We start from the raw sequence: 21,706 nt of genomic DNA on the forward strand, positions 1-21,706 counted from the left end.
TAATTGTTTAGATTCCCCTTCATACGTTTTACATTGTGAGGGGGTTAATTGTAGAAAGGAGATACTTGATGAAAGCCTATATTCTACAGCGAGTCTTATCACTCATTCCGGTTCTATTAACTGTAGCTATTGTAGTCTTTTTCATTATGCATTTAATACCAGGAGATCCGGCATCAGTAATGCTTGGGGCAGATGCAACTGAAGATGACATTGAAAGATTACGAGAAGAACTCGGTTTAAATCTACCTATGTACGAACAATTTTTCAATTGGGTCTTTGGCCTTCTGCAAGGCGATTTGGGAATGTCTATTTATATGAAGGAACCAGTATTACAGGTATTTATGAATCACTTAGGTCCCACACTTTCGTTAGCGATATTGGCACAGGGGATTTCTATACTTATAGCTATTCCTATGGGAATTATTGCGGCAAAAAAACGGGGAACGAGCACAGACCAAATTTTCATGGTGGGTTCTTTGTTGGGAATTTCCTTGCCAAGCTTTCTCCTTGCATTATTATTATCTTTATTTTTCGCAGTGAAACTCCAATGGTTTCCGGTAGCTGGATATAAACCACTTGATGATGGGCTATTGGCTCACCTAGAATATCTAATATTGCCTGCCTTGTCTCTTGGGGCCATACAAGCGGCTTTGATTGCGCGGATGACAAGGGCCTCTATGTTAGAGGTACTCAGCATGAATTACATTAAAACCGCAAAATCAAAAGGTGTAAAAGAAAAATTAATCATTTATAAACATGCATTGAGAAATGCTTTTATCCCTATATTGACTGTCGTTGGACAAACCTTTGGGACATTGGTAGCGGGAGCTGTAATTACAGAAACGGTTTTTAATATACCTGGACTCGGTCAACTTATAATGAACTCGATAGTGCAGCGAGATTACGAGGTACTCCAAGGAACTGTTCTGCTCGTTTCCGCCGCTTATGTATTCATTAATTTAATAGTAGATTTACTGTACGGTGTGGTTGATCCAAGGGTACGGTTAAGTCGGAAATAAAGAAATGAATTGAAGGGGAAATGATTTATGGAAGCAAAAACAATTATACAAAAAACAGACCCATTATATTCAAAAAATCATATGAAGAAAGAACGTCAATCATTACTTCTGCGCAGGTATTTTTCAAATCGGCTTGTAGTTACAGGAAGTGTGATTATCTTAATTCTCAGTGTAATCTCTATTTTTGCACCTTTGATCACCGTATATACACCTTATGACATGATAGTAACCGCTCGTCTTAGCCCACCGAGTGCTGAACATTTCTTTGGAACAGATAACTTTGGCAGGGATATATTTAGCCGGGTAGTTTATGGCACTCGGGTATCCATGACCGTTGGACTTACGGTAGCAGCGATAACACTGGTAATTGGAGCAATAATTGGTTTGTACTCAGCTTATTATAGGACCTTGGATCATATCCTGATGAGGATATGTGATGGATTAATGGCATTTCCTGCAATTCTATTGGCCATTGCGCTCATGGCAGCATTAGGGCCAAATATAATTAATGTCATTCTTTCGTTATCTATTGTAAATACACCTACTGTCGCGCGTGTCGTTCGTTCTGCTGCCATTGTAGTCAGAGAACAAACCTTTATAGAAGCTTTGAGATCACAAGGGGCCAGTTCATGGCGAATTATATGGCTTCATATTGCTCCAAACACTATGTCTCCTCTGATTGTTCAAATCACCTACGTATTTGGAGTGTCTGTCATAATTGAAGCATCGCTCAGCTTTTTGGGAGCAGGTATTCCTGCGCCAGAACCAAGCCTAGGAAACATTTTATTTGATGGTAAAATCGTAATTTTTAATGCTTGGTGGATGACAGTTTTTCCAGGTGCATTCATTATTTTATCCGTTTTGGGTTTGAATCTCTTCGGTGATGGGCTACGTGATTTACTCGATCCGCACACCAATAAGGTAAAGAAATAATAATAACACGGTATTAATGAGGAGGACGTTTATGGGTAAAGAATGTTTATTAGAGGTCAAAAACCTGAAAACGACGTTCATGACAGAACAGGGACCTGTTACCGCAGTTAATGGGGTTTCGTTCGAGATATATTCAGGAGAGACCCTAGGGATTGTTGGAGAGTCGGGATGCGGAAAAAGTGTAACCTCGGAATCTATTTTACGATTGTTAAATGAAAACACGACTAAATATGAAGGAGAGCTCATCTATAAGGGCAGAAACTTACTATCCTTAAGGGAAGATCAAATGAGACACATCCGTGGAAACGAAATATCTATGATATTTCAAGATCCGATGACTTCTCTTAATCCTGTATATACAATTGGCTATCAAATTGCAGAGTCTTACATCATTCATCAAAATCTTGGAAAAGAAGAAGCTTATACCCGAGCTATAAAAATGCTTAAATTAACAGGAATTCCTTCTCCAGAAAAAAGGGTGAATGAGTATCCGCATGAATTATCAGGAGGAATGAGACAGAGAGTAATGATTGCTATGGCATTGGCCTGTAACCCTAATCTACTAATCGCTGATGAGCCCACCACCGCTTTAGACGTCACTATACAAGCACAAATATTGGACTTGATTCAAGGTTTGAAGAAGGAACTAAACATGGGAGTCATGTTGATAACACACGACTTGGGAGTAGTTGCTGAGGTCTGTACACGTGTAGTCGTAATGTATCTAGGCCAAATAATCGAAGAAGCTGAAGTAGGATCTTTATTTTCGGAACCCTTACATCCATACACCAAAGGATTGCTAAAATCCATTCCACGTTTAGATGGGGACCGTTCTAAAAATATGCATGTGATTGAAGGGATGGTCCCGTCTCTTAATGATATTCCCAAAGGGTGCCGCTTTGCTCCAAGATGTTCGTATTCTACAAGTGTGTGTGAAGAAAAACCACCTGAATTAAAAGGGATTGAAGACGGACATAAAGTGCGCTGTTGGCATTATGAAACAGTATTACAAGAGGGGAGGCGAAAAGGTATTGCAGACGCTGTCAGATGAAAGAACTCCGATTTTACAGGTCAAGAACTTAAGGAAATATTTCCCTATCCATACACCTCTTGGCCGAGTGAAAGGGCATGTTAAAGCTGTAAATAATGTAGAGTTTACCTTAAATGAACGAGAAACGCTTGGGCTTGTAGGTGAATCGGGTTGTGGGAAAAGTACAACAGGAAGAACTATCATGCGTTTAACGGAACCTACAGAGGGTCAAGCCATATTTAAGGAAAGAGACCTATTTAAGTTAAAAGGGAAGGAAATCGAGCAAATTAGGCAAGAAATACAAATGGTGTTTCAAGATCCTCATTCTTCTTTAGATCCAAAGCAAACCATAGGGAATGCAATTGAAGAGCCTATGAAGATACATAAAATGGGGTCAAAGAAAGAGCGTATGGAAAGAACCTTGGACTTACTTCATAAAGTCGGACTTAGAGAAGACCAATATTACCGTTACCCCCATGAATTTTCAGGAGGGCAAAGACAAAGGATTGGGATTGCTAGAGCACTAGCGGTAAACCCTAAAATTGTAATATGCGATGAACCAGTGTCCGCTCTAGATGTATCCATTCAGTCGCAGGTCATAAACTTGTTGCAGGAATTGCAAGATAACTTAAATCTTTCTTACCTTTTTATTGCCCATGATTTAAGTGTCGTTCGACATATAGCTGACATCATAGGAGTTATGTATTTAGGACATATGGTAGAACGGGCTGCAACAGATGAACTATTTTCACATCCATTGCATCCGTATACTCAAGCATTATTGTCCGCGGTTCCAATTCCCGATCCTAAATTAAAAAAGGAACGGATTATTTTAAAAGGGGATGTACCGTCTCCTTTTAATCCCCCATCGGGATGCATTTTTCATACGAGATGTCCTCATGTAATGGATTGTTGCAAAGTTCTATCACCGGCACTCACAAAAAAAGGGTCCAATCACTTTGTAGCCTGTCATCTATATCAATAATTTATTTTGATCATTTTAATTAAATACCATTATCCCAAACTAACTTTTATACACTGGTGATTCAGAAAATTCAGTTATATCGTATTTTAGCCAGGAGGAACTTAACCGGATTCTCGGAGAGGCTCATGAAAAAGGATTTCAGATCACAGCTCATGCTTAAGGAGACCGGGCTATTGAAATGATGCTTAACTGTATTGAAGAGGCATTGAAAAAACATCCAAGAAAGAATCACCGCCATCGGATCGAACATGCAGGAATTACAAGGCCTGATTTAGTTGAACGGATAAGGCAACTGGAAGTTATTCCTATTCCCAATCCTGCTTTCTTCCTTGAATATGGTGATGGCTACATGAAAAGTTACGGAGAACGAGTCAATCATATGTATCCAGTACGTGATTTCCTTGATAAGGGGATAATAGCGGCTGGAGGTTCCGACAGTCCGGTCGCACTGTTTAATCCGCTTCTAGGAATTTATGGTGCAGTTAATAGGAAGAGTTCTACAGGTCAGGTTGTAGGAGGAAACCAGCCATCTACCTACCGATCAAAATAAAGATATGAATTATTGGCGGTAAAGCGGTATTCCAAAAAGAAAGTAATGATATATTGTCCAAATCCTAACTAAATGAATAACGGGTTGTCACATTAAAATCAGTACAGCATTTCCGAGCTGGTTTAAGCACATTGTTAAAAGACATTCTCAGTAGATTCACGATTAAGTACGAGTAAGGTAGCTAGCTTTAATTATCAAAGAATTATTAGACCGATCTATCCGTTAGATTGTAATCAATGAGCCAAGTGTAACCAACATTCAATTAAAAAGGGAAAGCAATCGAAGGACTTTTTAACAGTTTCTTTTTGAAAATTACGAGTATACGAACGTTTCTCAATTGAAGGTGAATCACCGCTAATCATGAAAAAATTTCTAATAGAAAGGGAGTATTTACGAATGAGTGTACAGCAAATGCAGGCTAGGAGAATAAGAGATAAAGAGGAAGTAATCCGACTTACTCAGTCTCTTGTCAAAATTGAAAGTGTCTATCGCCCCGGAGTTGAAGGCGGAAACGAAGAAAAAGTCGCGAACTATGTAGCAAACTATCTAAGAGATATAGGGATTGAAGTATATATTGAAGAAGTAGAGGCTGGCCGTCCAAATGTTATCGGCGTTGTTGATTCTGGCAGACCCGGAAAAACGTTACTTTTCGAAGGACATACAGATGTGGTAACGGAAGGAGAACGGGAAGCTTGGAAGTACGATCCTTTTGGAGCGGAAATTGTAAATGGAAAAATGTATGGCCGAGGGACAAATGATACAAAAGGAAATCTGTCGTGTATGATTACTGCTATCCATTCCTTATTAAGAGATAAGGAATACTGGTCTGGGAAAATTATTTTATGCATTCCTTGTGATGAAGAGGGAATGATGATTGGCATTAAGCATTTTATCAAACAGGGATGGGCAAAAGATGTAACAGGAGCTATCATTTGTGAGCCCGAAGAAAATGAAGTCTGTATTACACAAAAGGGGGCCATGCGGATTGCCATTAATGTTTACGGAAAAATGGCTCATGGAGCTATGCCTTTAAGCGGAATCAATCCGAATACACGTATGGCTAAAATAATCTGCGAAATTGATAAGTTAGAAACTCTTGAGAAAGAACGTCTTGGAAAGCATGATATGTTGGGGTGGCCCTCCATAACACCTACAATCTTAATGGGACCTGTTCACGGGGAAGCACAAATTAATGTCGTTCCAGATCAATGCATGACCACATTGGATATTCGAACTATACCTGGACAAGAACATAAGGTTATAAAATCTCAATTGCAAAACATAATAGACAAATTTGCTAAAGATGATCCTGATTTTAAAGCAGAAATGGAAGTGATTGAGGAACGTCCATGGACCATCACCGATCGTGAAAACCCAGTAGTCAAAGCTGTTGCAAAAGCTGCTCAAATCGTTACGGGAAAAGAAGCGGTGTATAACGGTGTCCCAGGAGCAACAGATGGGACATTCCTTCATATGGCTGGTATTCCTATTGTCACGATTGGAGCGGGGGAAAGGGAAGTACCACACCAAATAAATGAATATGTAGATGTTGAAGAACTTGCGGAGACAACAGAAATCTATCGGACTGCCGCCCTTATTTATTTAAATGAAGAATCATCATTTTAATGAAGGGATATAAAATTACTGTTGAAATTAGGTCATATATCAGATTAATGCAATTCAGTAAACGACATTAACAGTTACTGTTACGATCTGACATAATAACCTAAAAAAACAGTACATCACTACAGGTCATTCTGGCTCCAAGTAATTTGATGGATATGTTAATTAATACCTAAGTAGCATCATCTGTCATTTTGATATTTTTTTGAACTTTATTTAATACTTATTTTTGCATGTAAGATCATACATATTAGTCCTTACTATTATGTATGATCTTTTATTATCTTTTAAACTTAATAAGGAAAGTACTGCTTTTTTTCTCTATTAAAAAAATTAGAAATAAAATCCTTTATTGATCAATGATGGACTTAAAAGTTGCTTTTATTGTGTTGAAGCTTTTTTCGATATGGGAATGCATTTCCTGTTCGGCTTGTACCGGATCTTTATTCTGAATGGCTAGAAGGATCCGTTCATGATCATCTACAAAATCGGAAAAGTTTTTAAAATGCACTTTTAAAATACTAGTTCTTATATATAGTATTTTCGTCTTGATAACATCGCATAATTGGATTAATTGGTGGTTGTGGGAAGCAAGATCAATGATATCGTGAAATTCCTGATTTAGTTGTGTAAGCTTTTTTGTATCATTCATATTCACGGCTATTTTAGAGTCATTTATAACTTCGACCAATTTGCTTAATTCCTCATCTGTGATATTCTGAGTTGCTAATTTAACAGCTAAGGATTCAAGGCTAATTCGGCATTGATATACATCAATAATGTCTTGTACGCTAGGGTTATAAACAGATATGACCTTACCATTACGAACGAGTAGGTAATCTTTCAATAACATCTGGAAGGCTTCTCTAATTGTACCCCGGCTAACCCCGATTCTTTCAGCAACCCTGGTTTCGACCAAACGCTCTCCAGGTTGATATTCACCGTCTATTATCATACCTTTCAGGATGTGATATACCTGATTATGAAGCAGTTCAGTTTTTTGTATTTCTTTCATAATATTGCCCCCCTATGTAACAAATTTATATCTATATATATAATAGTCAATTTATTTGGATTTTACAGTTCATAGATATATTTCAATAATAATAGCTTAAATCCTACTTTAATAGCTCAAATTATAACATAAAAAAATGTTGACGGTTAACCGTTGACATTATAATAATTGTCAATTATTATAGAATTATCAAAAAATTAGGAAAGTTTTCGTTTTAACGGAATTGATTTTTATAGAAAGCAAGCGTTTACAACGTAATTTATCTAGGTAGAAAAAATAAAAAGAGGTGAATGTACATGGGTGAAGATATAAAACAGGGTGCCTTGGATGGATTAAAGGTATTGGAATTAGGTAGTTTGATAGCTGGTCCTTTTGCCGGAAGATTAATGGCTGACTTTGGGGCCGAGGTAATAAAAGTAGAACCTCCTGGAAAGGGGGACCCTATCAGAAATTGGAGATTGCTATATGAGGGCACATCCTTATGGTGGTTTGTTCAATCCAGGAACAAAAAAAGTATTTCATTGGACTTACGCAAAATGGAAGCCCAAGAGATCATTCGGGAATTAGCAAAAGAAGTGGATATAATTATTGAAAACTTCAAACCCGGGACTATGGAGAAGTGGGGGCTTGGCTATGATGATTTAAAAAAAATTAATCCTAAGATCATTATGGTCAGGGTATCAGGATATGGCCAAGACGGACCGTACCGAAATAAGCCAGGGTTTGGAAGCATTGGAGAAGCAATGGGGGGTATCCGCTATTTAACAGGTTATCCTGATAGGCCACCAACAAGGGTCGGGGTTAGCTTGGGAGATTCTGTAACTGCATTATATGCTGTTATGGGGGCATTAATGGCTGTATATCATAGAGACCAACCTGGTGGAGAAGGACAATGTGTTGACGTTGCTCTATATGAATCAATCTTCAGTTTAATGGAAAGTGCAGTTCCAGAGTACGACCATTACGGAGTGGTTCGTGAAAGAACCGGAAGCACCCTACCAGGAATTGCACCTTCGAATACATATCCTTGCAGGGATGGTAAATACATTGTAATCGGGGCAAATGGAGATGGCATTTTCAAGAGGCTTATGGAGGTTATCGAAAGACCAGATTTAAGGGATGACCTTAAATTCTCATCTAATGACGGACGTGTACAGAATGCTGAGTATCTAGATGAAGTAATTGGTGGGTGGACGATACAACATAATTTAGCTGATGCCTTGGTATTACTTGATGATTCAGACATACCCGCAGGATCAATTTATAGTGTTGAGGACATGGTGCATGATCCACATTTCCTTGCTAGGGAAATGATCCATAATATGGATGTTGAAGGACTGGGAAAACTTAAAGTTCCAGGCATTGTACCCAAGTTGAGTAAAACTCCCGGAAGTATTAATTGGGCTGGTCCAAAACTAGGAGAGCACACAGAACAGGTGTTAAAGGGGGATTTGGAACTAGCGGAGGATAAATATGATGAGTGGCTCGCTTCCGGGGTAATTTCAGATCATGAAACTATTAAGCTGAAAAAATAGCAGTACAAAATGAGGAGATGAAATAAAAATGAACTTTCCAAAACGTGTTGATATTATAGAATCTGGACCAAGGGACGGAATTCAAAATGAAAAAATCTTTATTCCAACTGATTCGAAATTGCAATTGATACATGCGCTGAGTGAGACGGGAATTAAAAGAATGGAGGCTACTTCATTCGTTTCACCTAAACATGTACCACAAATGGCGGATGGAGCCGAAGTTTTTAGAAATATCAACAAACGAGAAGATGTGCAATACATGACCTTGATTCCAAATAAGAGGGGATTTGATTTGGCTAAAGATGTAGGGGCAACCAGTCTGTCCTTGTTTGTTGCGGCAAGTGAGACGTTTAATAAAAAAAATGTAAGGATGTCCATTGAAGAGTCCTTATTCCAGTTATCCTCTGTTGTAGAGGAGGCTAAAAATGAAAATATGTTTATACGGTTCCATATCTCAACTGCTTTTTATTGCCCATATGAAGGTCCCGTTCAGGAGGAGACAACCCTTGGTCTTGTTCATACGTTAGAAAAATTGAAGGTGGACGAAATTGTGCTTTGCGATACAATAGGCCGGGCTAATCCTAAGCAAGTATATCAATTGTTCGGTAAAACCTTGGACCTATCACCCTCAGCGAAAATAACAGCCCATTTCCATGATACTTATGGTTTATCAAAAGCGAACTCATTAGCAGCATTGCAAGCGGGTATCACTTCTTTTGATACTTCCATAGGAGGATTAGGTGGTTGTCCCTTTGCGCCGGGTGCAGCAGGAAACGATGCAACTGAAGACTTTGTATTCATGCTTCATGAAATGGGAATAGAGACTGGTATTGATTTTGATAAACTAATACAATGTGTAACTCTGATAAAGAAAATGACGAATCGTACATTGACTGGCCACCTCCATAAGATAGCAAATCCATACTCCCCAGATAATAACACCAAAATAAAATTGTAAAACAGAACTCTTAAGCGTTTTTTCATAAATATATATCACTCCCTCCATAGAGCAACTTGTAATTTCTCTTCATGACAAGGAATGTAACCGTTTTCTCAGAGAGTTTGAAAGGATTTTTAGGTATTTTCTTCAAATCCTTTCGTTTGAAATGGATATAAGGGCTACAAATAAATCATTTACAAGGGGATATGTGAATGGCTATTTTAGGGTTTCTGATGATTGGTACATTTCTTTATTTAGTAATGTCAAAACGTGTTTCTGTTTTAATCGCTTTTGCACTTGTGCCGATTATATTTGCACTTATCGGCGGATTTGGTTTGGAAATAGGGAAAATGATGTTGGATGGAATTGCAAAAGTTACACCGACAGGGATTATGATTGGTTTCTCCATTTTGTACTTTGGTTTGATGATCGATAGGGGCTTATTTGACCCAATGATATCCCGCCTAATTCGATTTGCAAAAGGAGATCCTCTCAAAATAGTTATGGCCACGGCTATCATAACTTTAGTAGTTGCTTTGGATGGGGACGGATCAGCAACTTTTATGATAACAGTCACGGCTTTGTTGCCAATTTATAAAAGGCTCGGCATGAGCTCACTTACTTTAGCTGGAGTAGTAGCGTTGGGTGCGGGTGTCATGAATATCATTCCATGGGGAGGGCCGCTGGCTAGGGCAATGGTTTCCCTTGGGGCGGAATCCACTGAATTGTTTAATCCCATTATTCCAGCCATGTTAGCTGGGGCTGTATGGGTAGTATTTGTATCGTATATATTTGGTATGAGCGAACGTAAAAGAATAGGCATAATTAAGGTTAACAAAGGCGATTCAATGGAATCGGGAGAAATCGCGGCAACACTAGAAATGTCTTCCAGTCTACCGAAACTCTATTGGTTCAACTTAATCTTAACTATTTCTTTGATTGTTGCTTTAATAATGGAAATAATTCCAGTGCCCGTCTTATTCATTGTTGCGTTCGCCATTGCTTTGTTAGTGAACTTTCCCGACGTGAAAAAACAGCAAGAACAAATTGCTTCTCATGCCCAAAGCATGGTTATGGTATGTACTACAATATTCGCGGCTGGTATTTTCACAGGAATACTTTCTGGAACTAAGATGATTGACGCAATGGCTGTTTCTATGGTTTCAGCTATACCGGATTGGCTGGGAGGACATCTACCAATCCTAGTAGCAGTGGTCAGTATGCCTTTAAGTTTAATATTTTCTCCTGATGCCTTTTATTATGGGCTACTTCCGGTCCTAAGTGAGGCCGGGGCAGCCTTTGGAGTTGACCCAATAGAAATAGGCAGGGCTGCTTTATTAGGGAACGGGACAACGGGTTTTCCCTTGAGTCCATTAAATCCGTCTGTATTTGTCCTCATTGGATTATGTAAGGTCGATTTAGGAGATCTTCAGAAAAAGATTTTTTTCTGGGCTTTTGGTAGTACTATCGTGATGACAATCGTGGCATTGCTTACAGGGGCAATACCTCTTTAAATAAGACAGGTTGAAAAATTAAATTAGGGAGTGGTTCAATGTTACCTCTTGAGGGAATTACAGTTGTATCATTAGAACAGGCGGTGGCAGCTCCCTTTGCTTCTCGCCAATTGGCAGACTTGGGAGCGCGTGTGATAAAGGTAGAGAGGCCTGGATCTGGAGACTTTGCACGAAACTATGATTCAACCGTTCACGGAATGTCGAGCCACTTTGTCTGGCTCAATCGATCGAAAGAATCCTTGGCGCTTGATCTAAAACAGGATGGAGCAAAGCTGGTTTTGGATAAACTGCTTTCGGAGGCGGACGTATTCATTCAAAACCTGGCACCCGGTGCTGTTGATCGACTTGGTTTTAGTTCCACTGTCCTCAAAGAAAAATATCCTCAACTTGTGATTTGCGGAATTTCAGGTTACGGTACGTTTGGTCCTTATATGGATAAAAAGGCATACGATTTACTCATTCAATGTGAGGCGGGAGTCGTTTCCATTACTGGAACAGAAGACACTCCATCGAAAACAGGCATATCGATTGCGGATATTGCAGCAGGTATGTATGCGTACTCTGGTATATTAACTGCACTTATTTCCCGTTTTAGGACAGGTAAGGGAAAGGTGATGGAGGTTTCAATGCTGGAGGCGTTGGGAGAATGGATGGGATATCCACTTTACTATTCTGGGTATGGTGGGATGGATCCGAAGCGAACTGGGGCAAATCACGCAACGATTTATCCTTATGGTCCGTTCCTTGCAGGGGATGGAAAATTAGTATTCTTTGGTATTCAGAATGAGCGGGAGTGGGAAAGCTTTTGTACACATGTGTTAGAAAAATCTGAATTAACTACTGATAGAAAGTTTCAGCGTAATGCATTACGAGTTTCTAATAGCAGTATTCTCAAGGAAATGATTGACGCTGTTTTTCAAAAAATGAACTCGAGTGGGATAATTGAAAAACTTGAAAAAGCAAAAATTGCGAATGCCCATTTAAATACGGTAGAGGAATTCATCAACCATCCACAATTGAAGATCCGGAAACGTTGGCGAGAAGTCGATTCACCTGCCGGAAAAATAAATGCACTCATCCCCCCTGTTACTTTCGAAGATGTGGAGCCAGTTATGAATCCTATACCGGATGTTGGCGAGCATACAGAGTCTATACTAAAGGAGTTTGGATTTGAAAACCAAATCATCGGAAAAATATAAGGCATTAACTTCCTAATGATGGAAAAATGGAAAGGGGTGAAGTTATGATTCCTCGGACATGGATGTTCATTCCTGGATCTGATGAAAAGAAATTAAAGAAAGTGCAGCAATTATGTGCCGATGTATTCATTTATGATTTAGAAGATGCTGTTTCTCCAGAAGGAAAAAAAGATGCAAGAGATTTAGTAAGGAAATTTATCAAAGCGAATCAGGAAAAGGAAAATTTCATCAGAATAAATGGATTCCACACACCATATTTTTACGATGATTTACTTGATTTAATCGATTCCGGCTTGACAGGAATTGTATTACCGAAAGCTGAGACAAAAGAAGAAATTATGTCTTTAGATCATATATTAGTTGAAGGGGAATCTAAAAAGAATCTAAATAAAGGCCAAATAAAAATTGTACCTTTAATAGAGTCTGCTTTAGGATTATATAATTCTTTTGAAATCGCATCTGCTAGTCAGAGAGTTCAGCAGCTTGCATTCGGTTCCATGGACTATGCATTCGATATAAATGCAATAATAACGAAGAATGCCCAAGAATTGCTCTATGCAAGATCCCAATTGGTTGTTACTTCCAGGGCTGCGGGAGTTGGACCTCCTATTGACACGGTTTTTGTTGATATTAAAGATCATAAAGGCTTTCTAGCCGAAACCCAGCTTGTTAAGGAGCTTGGATTTCAAGGGAAATTAATCATTCACCCTGATCAGGTCGATCTTGTAAACCAGGTCTTCGCCCCTAGCCCTGAAGAAATCGAGGAAGCAGAAGGAATTGTAAGAGCGTTCGAACAGGCATTAGCCAAAGGGGAAGGCGTTTTGCAGCTTGAAGGGAAAATGATTGACCTTCCAATTGTAGAACGTGCTAAGCGTACCCTTCAATCAGTTAATTTATATCAATCGTGACGATCAAGTATTGCTCCAATTCCTACTGGAGCTTGAAGGGAGGACTTTATTATGAAGAAGATTAGAATTGGTTCGGGTGCAGGATACGCAGGCGATCGAATTGAGCCAGCGATGGAATTAATTCAAAAAGGAGATTTGGATTATATCATCTTTGAATGCTTAGCAGAGAGAACAATTGCCCTTGCACAGCAGGAGAAAATGAAAAATTCAGATAAGGGGTACAACCATTTATTGAAGTATCGTATGGATAAGGTCTTATCTCTGTGTGTCGAGAATAATGTTACATTAATCACCAATATGGGAGCAGCAAACCCTCTCGCAGCCGCTAAGGTTGTTAAGAATATAGCAGAGGAAAAAGGCATCAGTAATTTAAAAATAGCAGCTGTAAGTGGGGATGATGTATATCCGAGCATTGGGAAGTACATGGATTGTACAATTATTGAAACCGGAGTCCCATTGAAAGAGTTGAAGTCTTCCATAATTTCTGCAAATGCCTATATCGGAATTTCTGGAATTGTTACCGCTTTGCGGGAAGGGGCAGACATTGTAATTACGGGCCGGGTATCAGATCCTTCATTAGTAGTTGCACCACTCAAGCATGAATTTGGTTGGCTGGATACAGACTATGAGCTTCTTGGTAGGGGTACAGCCGCTGGTCATTTACTCGAGTGTGCAGCTCAAGTGACCGGTGGTTATTTCGCAGATCCGGGGTATAAGGATGTTCCGGACTTATGGAATGTCGGTTATCCGATCGCCGAAGTACAGGAAAATGGGGATTTTTTTTTAACCAAGCTTAAGGATTCGGGAGGCATGGTTACGACTGCTACCGTAAAGGAACAGGTTGTATATGAAATTCACGACCCAACCCGATATCTTACCCCTGATGTTATCGCTGATTTTTCTCAAATAGAAGTGATAGAAAAAGAAACAAACCAAGTGCATATTAAGGGAGTGTCTGGAAAAAAGAAGAGCGGTTACTATAAAACGAGCATCGGCTATTTGGACGGATACATAGTTGAAGCAGAAATTAGTTACGGAGGTTCGGGTTGTTTGGGAAGGTCAAGACTGGCAGAAGAAGTAGTGAGACATCGATTGATTCAGGCTAATATTGAAATTCAAGAAATGAGAATCGATCATATTGGTTCTAATTCTTTATATGGATCCTCTATTTCGGCACCTTTGTATGACGGAGAAAGACTATCGGAGGTACGATTAAGGGTGGCAGCCAGGACTGCTGATAAAAGAGCCGCTAATTTAATTGGCCAAGAGGTGGAAGCACTATATACTAATGGGCCTGCTGGAGGCGGTGGTGTGCGGGTTAGTGTCCAAGAGGTTGTGTCAATTGCCTCAATTCTTATTCCTAGCGAAGATATTACAATCAACGTAACGTACGAGGAGGTCGACAAGATTGAAACTCAAGCAAGTCACGCACTCTAGATCAGGGGATAAAGGAAATATTTCAAATGTTTCCGTCATCGTCTATCGTATGGAAGATTATGAAAAAGTAAAAAAACAGGTAACAGCAGAAAAGGTTAAGGAATACTTTCATGAAATAGTGAAGGGTGAAGTGGTTAGGTATGAACTGCCAAAAATTGGAGCATTGAATTTTGTCATGCAAAACGCACTAGGCGGAGGCGTTACAAAATCACTTACATTGGATCGGCATGGAAAAAGCTTGAGCTCAGCTCTAATGGATATGGAAATCGATATGGAAGCCGATGTAAATGACTCAAATTATTAATTTTCTTACGAAGGCGAGCCAATTATTCAGGGGCTCGTTTTTTGTATCCGAATTTTTTGGGACTATATAAGTCTATATAAAAGTTCTTGGAGATATTCTTTTGAAATCCGATCTAATATAAGCTGTAATAAACTTTGATATACATCATTTGAATTAAACATTTGGAACGCTACGTTAAGATTTATTTCGGTAAGGTATGACTAGTGAGGAAGCATTCAATAGCTGCTTGGTTAGAATAAGTTGATGAGCAAACAGGGTGCAGGGCACCTTTCTCTTTTCGCTTAAGAATGATAATCATTTAATATAAATTTGCTGACCTTTTTTTCATTTTTTGTTCATATGTATATCCTTAAAGGAATAAAAAATCATGAGTGCAATCGATACTTTAAATTATGGGGGAGAGCGAATGAACGAGTTTTTGGAAAAAACAGCAAGATTCGAGCATCGGTTTTGGCTGCAAATCTTAGGAGACCATGGCAGGTTCATCCATGAGTCTTTAGCTCCGGTTGAAGTGGAAAACATTGAAATTGCCTCAGAATTCATTCGGATTTTTGATACTCTCCTTGGTAAAGCCAATTCAGAAGAGATTTCGCAACTAACTGCCATGGCAGAAGAAGAGGCATTAAGGTTTCGAGAGTTTAAGCTATGCCTACTTAAAGAACATCTAGTAGGTAAAATAAAAATACATCTTTCACCTTCATTCATTAATCATATGGTGAACGAATTAGAAGAATATTTAAGATTATTGAAATACTTCAATTCAAATCAAATGCCGCCGGTTTTTCATGAACTACATCACCATTTGCTTTGGCTGTTGGATGCAGCAGGGCATGCAGGTGCAATATCATCCAATATGGATGATGTTGAAAAAAGATTAAAAGAGAAAAGTGACCAATATAAAAAACATTTTAATGATTTTTATTTAAAAGCTGTTGAAATGGCTGGATTTTTACGAACCAATCTGTCAACATTTCCAGCATTGGAAAAAATGAATTCGGACGTCACATTGGAAATTAAATTCTTTCAGCACTTTCTGCATGAATTGGAGGAGCTTGACCTCAGTGCGCAGGCTCTTGGAACATTTTCGCCATTAATGGCAGATCATATGTGGCGTGAAGAATGTTATTATTTAACGAAACTTGCTGAATCGACAGACACAGAAAAGCCAAACTGCGATCCAGCGAAACCTAGGCTTGTGGATTAAAAATGTACACATGGAGCCCTTTCTATAAAAGGGGCTCTATATCTGTTGAATTTAATTCCAAAATCAGAAGCATTAGTATAATTCCTCGCGTTTTTGAGCTTTTTCCACAACGGTTAATACTCTTTTTCTTAGTTGGTTACCATTATGGTATGTATTTTACAAAGGAAGTTAATTCCTATCCTTATGTTATACTAAAAGAACCACAATTAATTATAGAAGTATAGGAGTGCTGAAAGATGTTTGGAAATACTTCCAATTTGACAGATGGCATTTATTTTGGGGAATCGTTACCACAACAAATCGCTAAACACATTTTAAAAAAAATCATTGAAGGGGAAATAGAAGCTGGAGAGAAAATTGTCGAAGAAGACATTTCCAAAGAATTGAATACGAGCCGTGCACCTGTACGCGAAGCGCTTTATCTATTGCAGGTTGACGGTATTGTTGAGAGAATACCGAGGCGGGGAACGATCGTCAAGCCATTTTCACAAAAGGAAATCATTGAATATAATGATGTTACGATCGGGCTGATCCAGATGGGCTTTGAATTTTCACAAGGGAATTGGCACGCAGAAAATAAGCAATCATTACGAAAGCATTTGGAAAGTGCAACCGATGAGTGTGAAAAAGGTAATGTAATCGAGTATCAAAAAAGGGCAACACAGATATTTCGATATATTTTATCAATTGCTAAAAACAAGGCTTTATCAAGATTTTTTGAAGAGGCCAGTCATATCCTCATGGTTTTTGCCCAAAGTCAATGGAATACAGAAACGATGGAAAATTTCCATTTCAGATTAAAAATGTCTATTGAGGCCATTCTCGAAGGTGATTTCGTTAAAGCAAAAAATGAAATTCAGGAAGCCCTGAATCGCGGAGTGATGTAGAGTCTTTGACTCTAAAACCAAATTGTCGACAATCGACAAAAGTAATGTTATGATGTAATCGTATTCAAATAAGAATATCTTCACCAAGATCAAAGGGAGAAAGGGAGAATATTATGCAAGCATTTGATTTTACAGAAAAAGTAGCAATTGTTACCGGTGGCGGCGGGGGTATCGGCCGGGCAGCGTCTATTACACTTTCAGAAAATGGAGCCAAAGTGGTTGTTGTTGACCTTTCTGAAGAGGCTGGCATGTTAACGGTAAATGAAGTCAAAGAAAAAGGCGGCGAAGCGAAGTTCATTAAAGCCGATGTTACAAATGAAGACGATATAAAAAATTATGTTCAAAAAACGATAGATTCTTATGGGAAAATCGATATTTTCCTGAATAATGCTGGGTGGGAAGGCAAAATCATGCCACTTGTCGATTATCCTACTGAAGTTTTCGATCAATTAATGTCAATAAATGTACGCGGCGTTTTCTTGGGTTTGAAACATGTATTGCCCTATATGATTGAACAGAAAAGCGGGGCGGTCGTGAATACAGCTTCTGGAGCTGGTTTACTCGCAACGCCAAACATGGTGGCGTATGGTGCAAGTAAACATGCGGTTCTTGGAATGACGAAAACTGCTGGTGTCGAAGTTGCTCCCCACGGTGTACGGGTGAATGCAGTCTGCCCAGGTGTCGTCAACACGGCTATGATGCGGTCGATTGAAAGCGGATTTGGTCAAGGTGATTCCGCGGCAGCTGAAGCGGCTAGAAAACAGTTGGAAGCAACGACTCCGGATGGTCGGTATGCTGAGCCGCAGGAAATTGCAAATCTAATGATGTACTTAGTATCAGATCTTTCCAGCCACATTACGGGTCAAGAACTTGTAATCGACGGCGGGGCCATTTTAATCTGATAAGCAATAAACTTTAGTATAGGGGGACGAATACATGAGTTTAAAAGGAAAAGTCATAGTAATTACAGGAGCAGGCAGCGGAATTGGAAAGGAAACTGCATTTAAATTAGCTGAACAGGGGGCTATTGTCGTAGCGGCTGATTACAATGATGTTGCTGCTAAAGAAACGGCTGAATCTATTCAACAAAAGGGAGGTACGGCTTCTTTTGTGAAAGTGGATGTAGCTAAAGCGGAAGAAGTGGAAGCGATGGTAGAAGCTGCAGTTGCCAGTCATGGCACCATCGACGGAATTTTCAACAACGCTGGAATTGGACTAGTAAAACCATTTTTAGAGATGGATCCAGAGTCTTACCACAGAGTCGTTGATGTTGACCAACACGGCGTTTATTATGGCATGTATTATGCAGCACGGAAGATGGTGGAGCTTGGGGTAACAGGCGCAACGATTGTTAATACAGCTTCAATATATGGGACGATGGTTTCAATTGGCAGCTTTAATTACCATGCTGCAAAAGCTGCAGTCATCGCCATGACTAAATCAGGAGCAATTGAACTTGCGCAATATGGGATTCGTGTTGTCGGTGTTGCACCAGGTTTTATCGAAACGCCGATCATTGGTGATGATCAAGAGTTCCTGGACAGTTTGGCACAACTTCATATGAGAAAAAAATTGATTCAGCCAGAAAAAGTTGCTGAAGTTGTAACGTTCTTGTTCTCTGAAAAAGCGGATGCCATTAATGGACAAGTCATTCCTGTTGATGATGGATTCTTAAGCTTTAAGGGATAATCATTATAATCAAATAGATTTTCCAGATAACTTAAAAAGGAGTTTTGACATATGAGCAAACGATTCGATGGCAAAGTAGTAATCATTACAGGTGCAGGATCAGGTTTAGGCCAAGCAGCCGCATTGGAAATGGCTAAAGAAGGAGCCAAACTTTCATTAGTTGATTTAAACGATGCATCTTTGGAAGCAACAAAAAAATTAATCTTTGAAATTGCACCAAATTCAGACGTGCTTCTGATCACTGCAGATGTATCAGATGAAGAAGCGGTAAAGAACTATGTAGACCAAACAGTCAGCAAATATGGTAGAGTCGATGGTTTTTATAATAATGCGGGTATCGAAGGTAAACAGGCACCAACGGCTGAATACGATAGCAACGTTTTCAACAAAGTAACGGACATCAATATTAATGGTGTATTTTATGGCATGAAATACATCCTGCCAATCATGAAAGAACAAGGATCAGGGGCAGTGGTGAACGTTGCTTCTGTAGGCGGAATTCGTGCAGTGCTCAACCAAGCTGCGTACGTTGCAAGTAAACATGCTGTAGCAGGATTAACAAAAACAGCTGCCATAGAATATGGTCAATACGGAATCAGCATAAATGCCATTGCACCAGGAGTAATCTTAACAGCGATGGTAGAAGGTTCATTCAGGCAAATAGGCGGGGAGAATTGGAAAGAAGCAATGGCGGATTTCGTCAGTGTGAATCCTAAGAAACGCTTTGGTAAACCTGAAGAAGTCGGCCGTTTAGTCGCTTTCTTATTATCAGGGGAATCAGAGTTCATTAACGGGGTAGTCATTCCGATTGATGGCGGACAATCATCACAATACTAATTAAGTAAAGGGAGTGCCAGTATTAGGTCACTCCCTTTTTAATCGTATCCTTTATGAGAGACCAAAACTTTTTTTGATTTGATAAAAACGAAGACTTTCTGGGTTTTCGTTTTTTTTGCTTATGTAAAAAATCAGTTTATAGCCTAAATGCGAACCTTTAGAATAGATTCAAGAAGCTCAAAACAGATGAACTCATTAAAAAAACGCCATACAAGGCGCTTAACAAAATTCCAAGAAACCATTCGTTATTTTTCTTTATCATGAAGCTTATCTTCATATTCAGTTTCCAACATACCATACAGACCATTCATTTCTTGTTCATCAGGATCTGCCCCAAACTCAGTTCTATTTTTTTTCTTTTTATCATCAAGGACTTCTTCTTTATCATTCTTCCTATCCATACCTATCACCTCCACATAATAGGGTGTCTCATTATCCGAAAAAACATACGCTGAGTGACCAGGTATTTTTAAGTTTTCTTGCGGGTTAAGTTAAGAGTTAAAGATAAAATACTAATTCAATGCTAGTAATCTCATTTTCAAGAACATTTAATTGGTATTCTAAATAGTTATTACTCTTACTATTTGTTAAGATATAAATATATAACTTAGAGATAACGGAGAGAGATTGTGAAGAAGAAACGTAAGAAATCAAAGAATGTTTTAGTCATTTTTATCCTCATCTTTGCATTTTTGCTAATAAAGGAGATCATGCGAACCCCAAATTCCGAAAATGTTTCCACATCAGTAAATACGCTTGATTCTTTTACGAACGTGAAAAAGTATAGTTCACTTCTCAGAGACGAGTTGGCTAAATACGGGCTTGAGGAGCATACTTCGACATTGATTGCTTTGATGCAGCAGGAAAGCCGAGGACGGGGCGGTGACCCAATGCAGGCATCTGAGTCAGCGGGTCTTGATCCAAATACAATCACAGAACCAACGGAAAGCATTAAGTATGGAGTGAAACATTTTAAGAGAATCAATGAATATGGCAATGAAAAGGACGTGGATTTTGCCACGATCATTCAAGCATATAACATGGGAATTGGTTATATTGATTTCGTTGCGAATAAAGGGGGCAAGCATACTGAGGAGCTTGCGAAGAAGTTTTCCATGCTTCAGGTCGAAAAAAACCCTACCCTTTATGATTGCGGCGGAGACAAAGAGAATTTTCGATACCCATATTGCTACGGTGATTATTCATACAGTGCGAAGGTATCTAAGAACATTGAGGAGCTTGCCGACAGTATATCGGCTCAAGCTGATGGTGAGTGAGGGAGAACAAAAAAAGCCTACTGAATGAAGTAGGCTTTTTGTTCATGCTAAAGGTTTCACTGTTGTGGAATTCAAAGTATCAAAACCAATGTCATTTGTTGTTCAACCATGGAAGGAGGTCTTTATGTTTATAGAGTTTCACGGATTCTGAAATGGTTTGTGAAAGAAGAATATCAATGGAATCAAGTAAAGAGTTTAGGGCTTGTTTAACAGAACCACTCTCATAGTGCTCTAATGGCACAGGTAACTCTTCCTCGTCTAAAATAAAATGTGCCCCACCCGGAAGCACCAAGATATCAATGATCAAATCCTCAAAGGAAACCAGCTTATCCTCCATATATGTATTCCTTACAATATTAAAATAGGATCCTAAATAATTCCCTTGGCTATCTCTCCAAATGTATAAATTATAAGGACGGTCTTTCCAATAATGAGCAATTGTATAACTGCCTATAGGAATGGTTAGTTTTATAGGACCCGCTTTCATCGTGAACGAATCCATGATTTCATGAAAAAGCACGACATGTTGATTTTGTGCTTTTAACAGCAAACAATTATATTCCACAACTAAGGAGTCATAGCGGATTTTTCTTTCTATTATTTTATCGCCACGCTGTAGTGCTGGAGTAAATATATTGTCCATCGTTTCTATTTCTCCCTTAAAAACTATCTAGATCATTTATTTCATTATACTTAATAAGGTTTTTCTTTTCTAATAGGGGGATCGCCAGGGGAATGGGGATTAACAGCTTTAAGGAAATTCAAATATCAAAACCTAATTTCACACCTACAATAACGAGAAACTAGGTTTTAGTTACTT

21 protein-coding genes and 1 pseudogene are annotated in these 21,706 nt (G+C 38.9%); 19 read left to right on the plus strand and 3 right to left on the minus strand.

Features of this window, described 5'->3' with window-relative positions:
- Window positions 1–68 precede the first annotated feature (68 nt).
- The 6 genes and pseudogenes from J7J00_RS21385 to J7J00_RS21410 all read left to right on the plus strand — a co-directional run bounded on the left by J7J00_RS21385 (window position 69) and on the right by J7J00_RS21410 (window position 6,143).
- Entirely contained in the window at window positions 69–1,019 is a 951-nt protein-coding gene (locus J7J00_RS21385) for an ABC transporter permease (RefSeq protein WP_214794402.1), read from the plus strand.
- Window positions 1,020–1,046: 27 nt separating this feature from the next.
- The gene (locus tag J7J00_RS21390; RefSeq protein WP_214794404.1) at window positions 1,047–1,952 is read left to right on the plus strand and encodes an ABC transporter permease; all 906 of its coding nucleotides are present in this window, start codon (window positions 1,047–1,049) and stop codon (window positions 1,950–1,952) included.
- A gap of 31 nt (window positions 1,953–1,983) precedes the next feature.
- Window positions 1,984–3,003 carry an ABC transporter ATP-binding protein gene (locus J7J00_RS21395; RefSeq protein WP_214794406.1) on the plus strand — a complete coding sequence of 340 codons (1,020 nt, stop codon included), beginning with the start codon at window positions 1,984–1,986 and terminating at the stop codon, window positions 3,001–3,003.
- The gene (locus J7J00_RS21400) at window positions 2,984–3,967 is read left to right on the plus strand and encodes an ABC transporter ATP-binding protein (protein WP_396020594.1); all 984 of its coding nucleotides are present in this window, start codon (window positions 2,984–2,986) and stop codon (window positions 3,965–3,967) included. Before J7J00_RS21395 ends, J7J00_RS21400 begins: the two co-directional genes overlap by 20 nt.
- Window positions 3,968–4,016: 49 nt before the next feature.
- Window positions 4,017–4,493 (plus strand): annotated as a pseudogene (locus J7J00_RS21405) (amidohydrolase family protein); the annotation flags it as partial.
- Window positions 4,494–4,913: 420 nt separating this feature from the next.
- Window positions 4,914–6,143, plus strand: a complete 1,230-nt coding sequence (locus J7J00_RS21410; RefSeq protein ID WP_214794409.1) for a M20 family metallopeptidase — start codon at window positions 4,914–4,916, stop codon at window positions 6,141–6,143.
- A gap of 346 nt (window positions 6,144–6,489) precedes the next feature.
- On the opposite strand, the gene J7J00_RS21415 is transcribed toward J7J00_RS21410, so the two are convergent.
- A complete protein-coding gene (locus J7J00_RS21415; RefSeq protein WP_214794411.1) occupies window positions 6,490–7,155 on the minus strand; it encodes a GntR family transcriptional regulator in 666 nt (221 codons plus the stop codon).
- A gap of 296 nt (window positions 7,156–7,451) precedes the next feature.
- Between J7J00_RS21415 and J7J00_RS21420 the strand changes: the two genes are divergently transcribed.
- The 12 genes from J7J00_RS21420 (at window position 7,452) to J7J00_RS21475 (ending at window position 19,609) form a co-directional block, all read left to right on the plus strand.
- Entirely contained in the window at window positions 7,452–8,690 is a 1,239-nt protein-coding gene (locus J7J00_RS21420) for a CaiB/BaiF CoA transferase family protein (RefSeq protein ID WP_214794413.1), read from the plus strand.
- 28 nt (window positions 8,691–8,718) lie between these two features.
- On the plus strand, window positions 8,719–9,648 hold the full coding sequence (locus J7J00_RS21425) for a hydroxymethylglutaryl-CoA lyase (RefSeq protein ID WP_214794415.1): 930 nt from the start codon (window positions 8,719–8,721) through the stop codon (window positions 9,646–9,648).
- A 194-nt stretch (window positions 9,649–9,842) separates the two neighbouring features.
- Window positions 9,843–11,144, plus strand: a complete 1,302-nt coding sequence (locus tag J7J00_RS21430) for a CitMHS family transporter (RefSeq protein ID WP_214794416.1) — start codon at window positions 9,843–9,845, stop codon at window positions 11,142–11,144.
- Window positions 11,145–11,182: 38 nt separating this feature from the next.
- Window positions 11,183–12,343, plus strand: coding sequence for a CaiB/BaiF CoA transferase family protein (locus J7J00_RS21435; protein ID WP_214794418.1), 1,161 nt, complete (start codon window positions 11,183–11,185; stop codon window positions 12,341–12,343).
- Window positions 12,344–12,387: 44 nt separating this feature from the next.
- Window positions 12,388–13,251 carry an HpcH/HpaI aldolase/citrate lyase family protein gene (locus tag J7J00_RS21440; RefSeq protein WP_214794420.1) on the plus strand — a complete coding sequence of 288 codons (864 nt, stop codon included), beginning with the start codon at window positions 12,388–12,390 and terminating at the stop codon, window positions 13,249–13,251.
- A gap of 51 nt (window positions 13,252–13,302) precedes the next feature.
- A complete protein-coding gene (locus J7J00_RS21445) occupies window positions 13,303–14,688 on the plus strand; it encodes an acyclic terpene utilization AtuA family protein (RefSeq protein ID WP_214794422.1) in 1,386 nt (461 codons plus the stop codon).
- Window positions 14,660–14,992: an AtuA-related protein gene (locus J7J00_RS21450; protein ID WP_214794424.1), complete on the plus strand. Its 333-nt coding sequence runs from the start codon at window positions 14,660–14,662 to the stop codon at window positions 14,990–14,992. Before J7J00_RS21445 ends, J7J00_RS21450 begins: the two co-directional genes overlap by 29 nt.
- A gap of 406 nt (window positions 14,993–15,398) precedes the next feature.
- Entirely contained in the window at window positions 15,399–16,196 is a 798-nt protein-coding gene (locus tag J7J00_RS21455; protein WP_214794425.1) for a DUF2935 domain-containing protein, read from the plus strand.
- Between the two features lie 236 nt (window positions 16,197–16,432).
- The gene (locus J7J00_RS21460; protein ID WP_214794427.1) at window positions 16,433–17,083 is read left to right on the plus strand and encodes a GntR family transcriptional regulator; all 651 of its coding nucleotides are present in this window, start codon (window positions 16,433–16,435) and stop codon (window positions 17,081–17,083) included.
- Window positions 17,084–17,196: 113 nt separating this feature from the next.
- Window positions 17,197–17,985 carry an SDR family NAD(P)-dependent oxidoreductase gene (locus J7J00_RS21465; protein ID WP_214794429.1) on the plus strand — a complete coding sequence of 263 codons (789 nt, stop codon included), beginning with the start codon at window positions 17,197–17,199 and terminating at the stop codon, window positions 17,983–17,985.
- 34 nt (window positions 17,986–18,019) lie between these two features.
- Entirely contained in the window at window positions 18,020–18,772 is a 753-nt protein-coding gene (locus J7J00_RS21470; RefSeq protein ID WP_214794431.1) for an SDR family NAD(P)-dependent oxidoreductase, read from the plus strand.
- Between the two features lie 51 nt (window positions 18,773–18,823).
- Complete coding sequence (locus tag J7J00_RS21475; protein WP_214794434.1) at window positions 18,824–19,609, plus strand: glucose 1-dehydrogenase; 786 nt, start codon at window positions 18,824–18,826, stop codon at window positions 19,607–19,609.
- Between the two features lie 245 nt (window positions 19,610–19,854).
- On the opposite strand, the gene J7J00_RS21480 is transcribed toward J7J00_RS21475, so the two are convergent.
- Window positions 19,855–20,010, minus strand: a complete 156-nt coding sequence (locus tag J7J00_RS21480; RefSeq protein ID WP_214794436.1) for a DUF4021 domain-containing protein — start codon at window positions 20,008–20,010, stop codon at window positions 19,855–19,857.
- A 228-nt stretch (window positions 20,011–20,238) separates the two neighbouring features.
- Here J7J00_RS21480 and J7J00_RS21485 point away from each other — a divergent pair, with 228 nt between their 5' ends.
- Window positions 20,239–20,886, plus strand: coding sequence for a lysozyme family protein (locus J7J00_RS21485; protein WP_309487220.1), 648 nt, complete (start codon window positions 20,239–20,241; stop codon window positions 20,884–20,886).
- A gap of 91 nt (window positions 20,887–20,977) precedes the next feature.
- On the opposite strand, the gene J7J00_RS21490 is transcribed toward J7J00_RS21485, so the two are convergent.
- Entirely contained in the window at window positions 20,978–21,529 is a 552-nt protein-coding gene (locus J7J00_RS21490) for a ribonuclease FAU-1 family protein (protein WP_214794438.1), read from the minus strand.
- Between the last annotated feature and the right edge of the window lie 177 nt (window positions 21,530–21,706).

The organism is Bacillus sp. ISL-4 (assembly GCF_018613275.1).
GTDB classification, from domain to species: domain Bacteria; phylum Bacillota; class Bacilli; order Bacillales; family DSM-1321; genus Peribacillus; species Peribacillus simplex_E.

What these genes read in the sequence shown, in the direction of transcription:
- J7J00_RS21385 (WP_214794402.1), top strand. Translation starts at nt 69, where the DNA reads ATGAAAGCCTATATTCTACAGCGAGTCTTATCACTCATTCCGGTTCTA.
- J7J00_RS21390 (WP_214794404.1), top strand. Translation starts at nt 1,047, where the DNA reads ATGGAAGCAAAAACAATTATACAAAAAACAGACCCATTATATTCAAAA.
- J7J00_RS21395 (WP_214794406.1), top strand. Translation starts at nt 1,984, where the DNA reads ATGGGTAAAGAATGTTTATTAGAGGTCAAAAACCTGAAAACGACGTTC.
- J7J00_RS21410 (WP_214794409.1), top strand. Translation starts at nt 4,914, where the DNA reads ATGAGTGTACAGCAAATGCAGGCTAGGAGAATAAGAGATAAAGAGGAA.
- J7J00_RS21415 (WP_214794411.1), bottom strand. Translation starts at nt 7,155, where the DNA reads ATGAAAGAAATACAAAAAACTGAACTGCTTCATAATCAGGTATATCAC.
- J7J00_RS21420 (WP_214794413.1), top strand. Translation starts at nt 7,452, where the DNA reads ATGGGTGAAGATATAAAACAGGGTGCCTTGGATGGATTAAAGGTATTG.
- J7J00_RS21425 (WP_214794415.1), top strand. Translation starts at nt 8,719, where the DNA reads ATGAACTTTCCAAAACGTGTTGATATTATAGAATCTGGACCAAGGGAC.
- J7J00_RS21430 (WP_214794416.1), top strand. Translation starts at nt 9,843, where the DNA reads ATGGCTATTTTAGGGTTTCTGATGATTGGTACATTTCTTTATTTAGTA.
- J7J00_RS21435 (WP_214794418.1), top strand. Translation starts at nt 11,183, where the DNA reads ATGTTACCTCTTGAGGGAATTACAGTTGTATCATTAGAACAGGCGGTG.
- J7J00_RS21440 (WP_214794420.1), top strand. Translation starts at nt 12,388, where the DNA reads ATGATTCCTCGGACATGGATGTTCATTCCTGGATCTGATGAAAAGAAA.
- J7J00_RS21445 (WP_214794422.1), top strand. Translation starts at nt 13,303, where the DNA reads ATGAAGAAGATTAGAATTGGTTCGGGTGCAGGATACGCAGGCGATCGA.
- J7J00_RS21455 (WP_214794425.1), top strand. Translation starts at nt 15,399, where the DNA reads ATGAACGAGTTTTTGGAAAAAACAGCAAGATTCGAGCATCGGTTTTGG.
- J7J00_RS21460 (WP_214794427.1), top strand. Translation starts at nt 16,433, where the DNA reads ATGTTTGGAAATACTTCCAATTTGACAGATGGCATTTATTTTGGGGAA.
- J7J00_RS21465 (WP_214794429.1), top strand. Translation starts at nt 17,197, where the DNA reads ATGCAAGCATTTGATTTTACAGAAAAAGTAGCAATTGTTACCGGTGGC.
- J7J00_RS21470 (WP_214794431.1), top strand. Translation starts at nt 18,020, where the DNA reads ATGAGTTTAAAAGGAAAAGTCATAGTAATTACAGGAGCAGGCAGCGGA.
- J7J00_RS21475 (WP_214794434.1), top strand. Translation starts at nt 18,824, where the DNA reads ATGAGCAAACGATTCGATGGCAAAGTAGTAATCATTACAGGTGCAGGA.
- J7J00_RS21480 (WP_214794436.1), bottom strand. Translation starts at nt 20,010, where the DNA reads ATGGATAGGAAGAATGATAAAGAAGAAGTCCTTGATGATAAAAAGAAA.
- J7J00_RS21490 (WP_214794438.1), bottom strand. Translation starts at nt 21,529, where the DNA reads ATGGACAATATATTTACTCCAGCACTACAGCGTGGCGATAAAATAATA.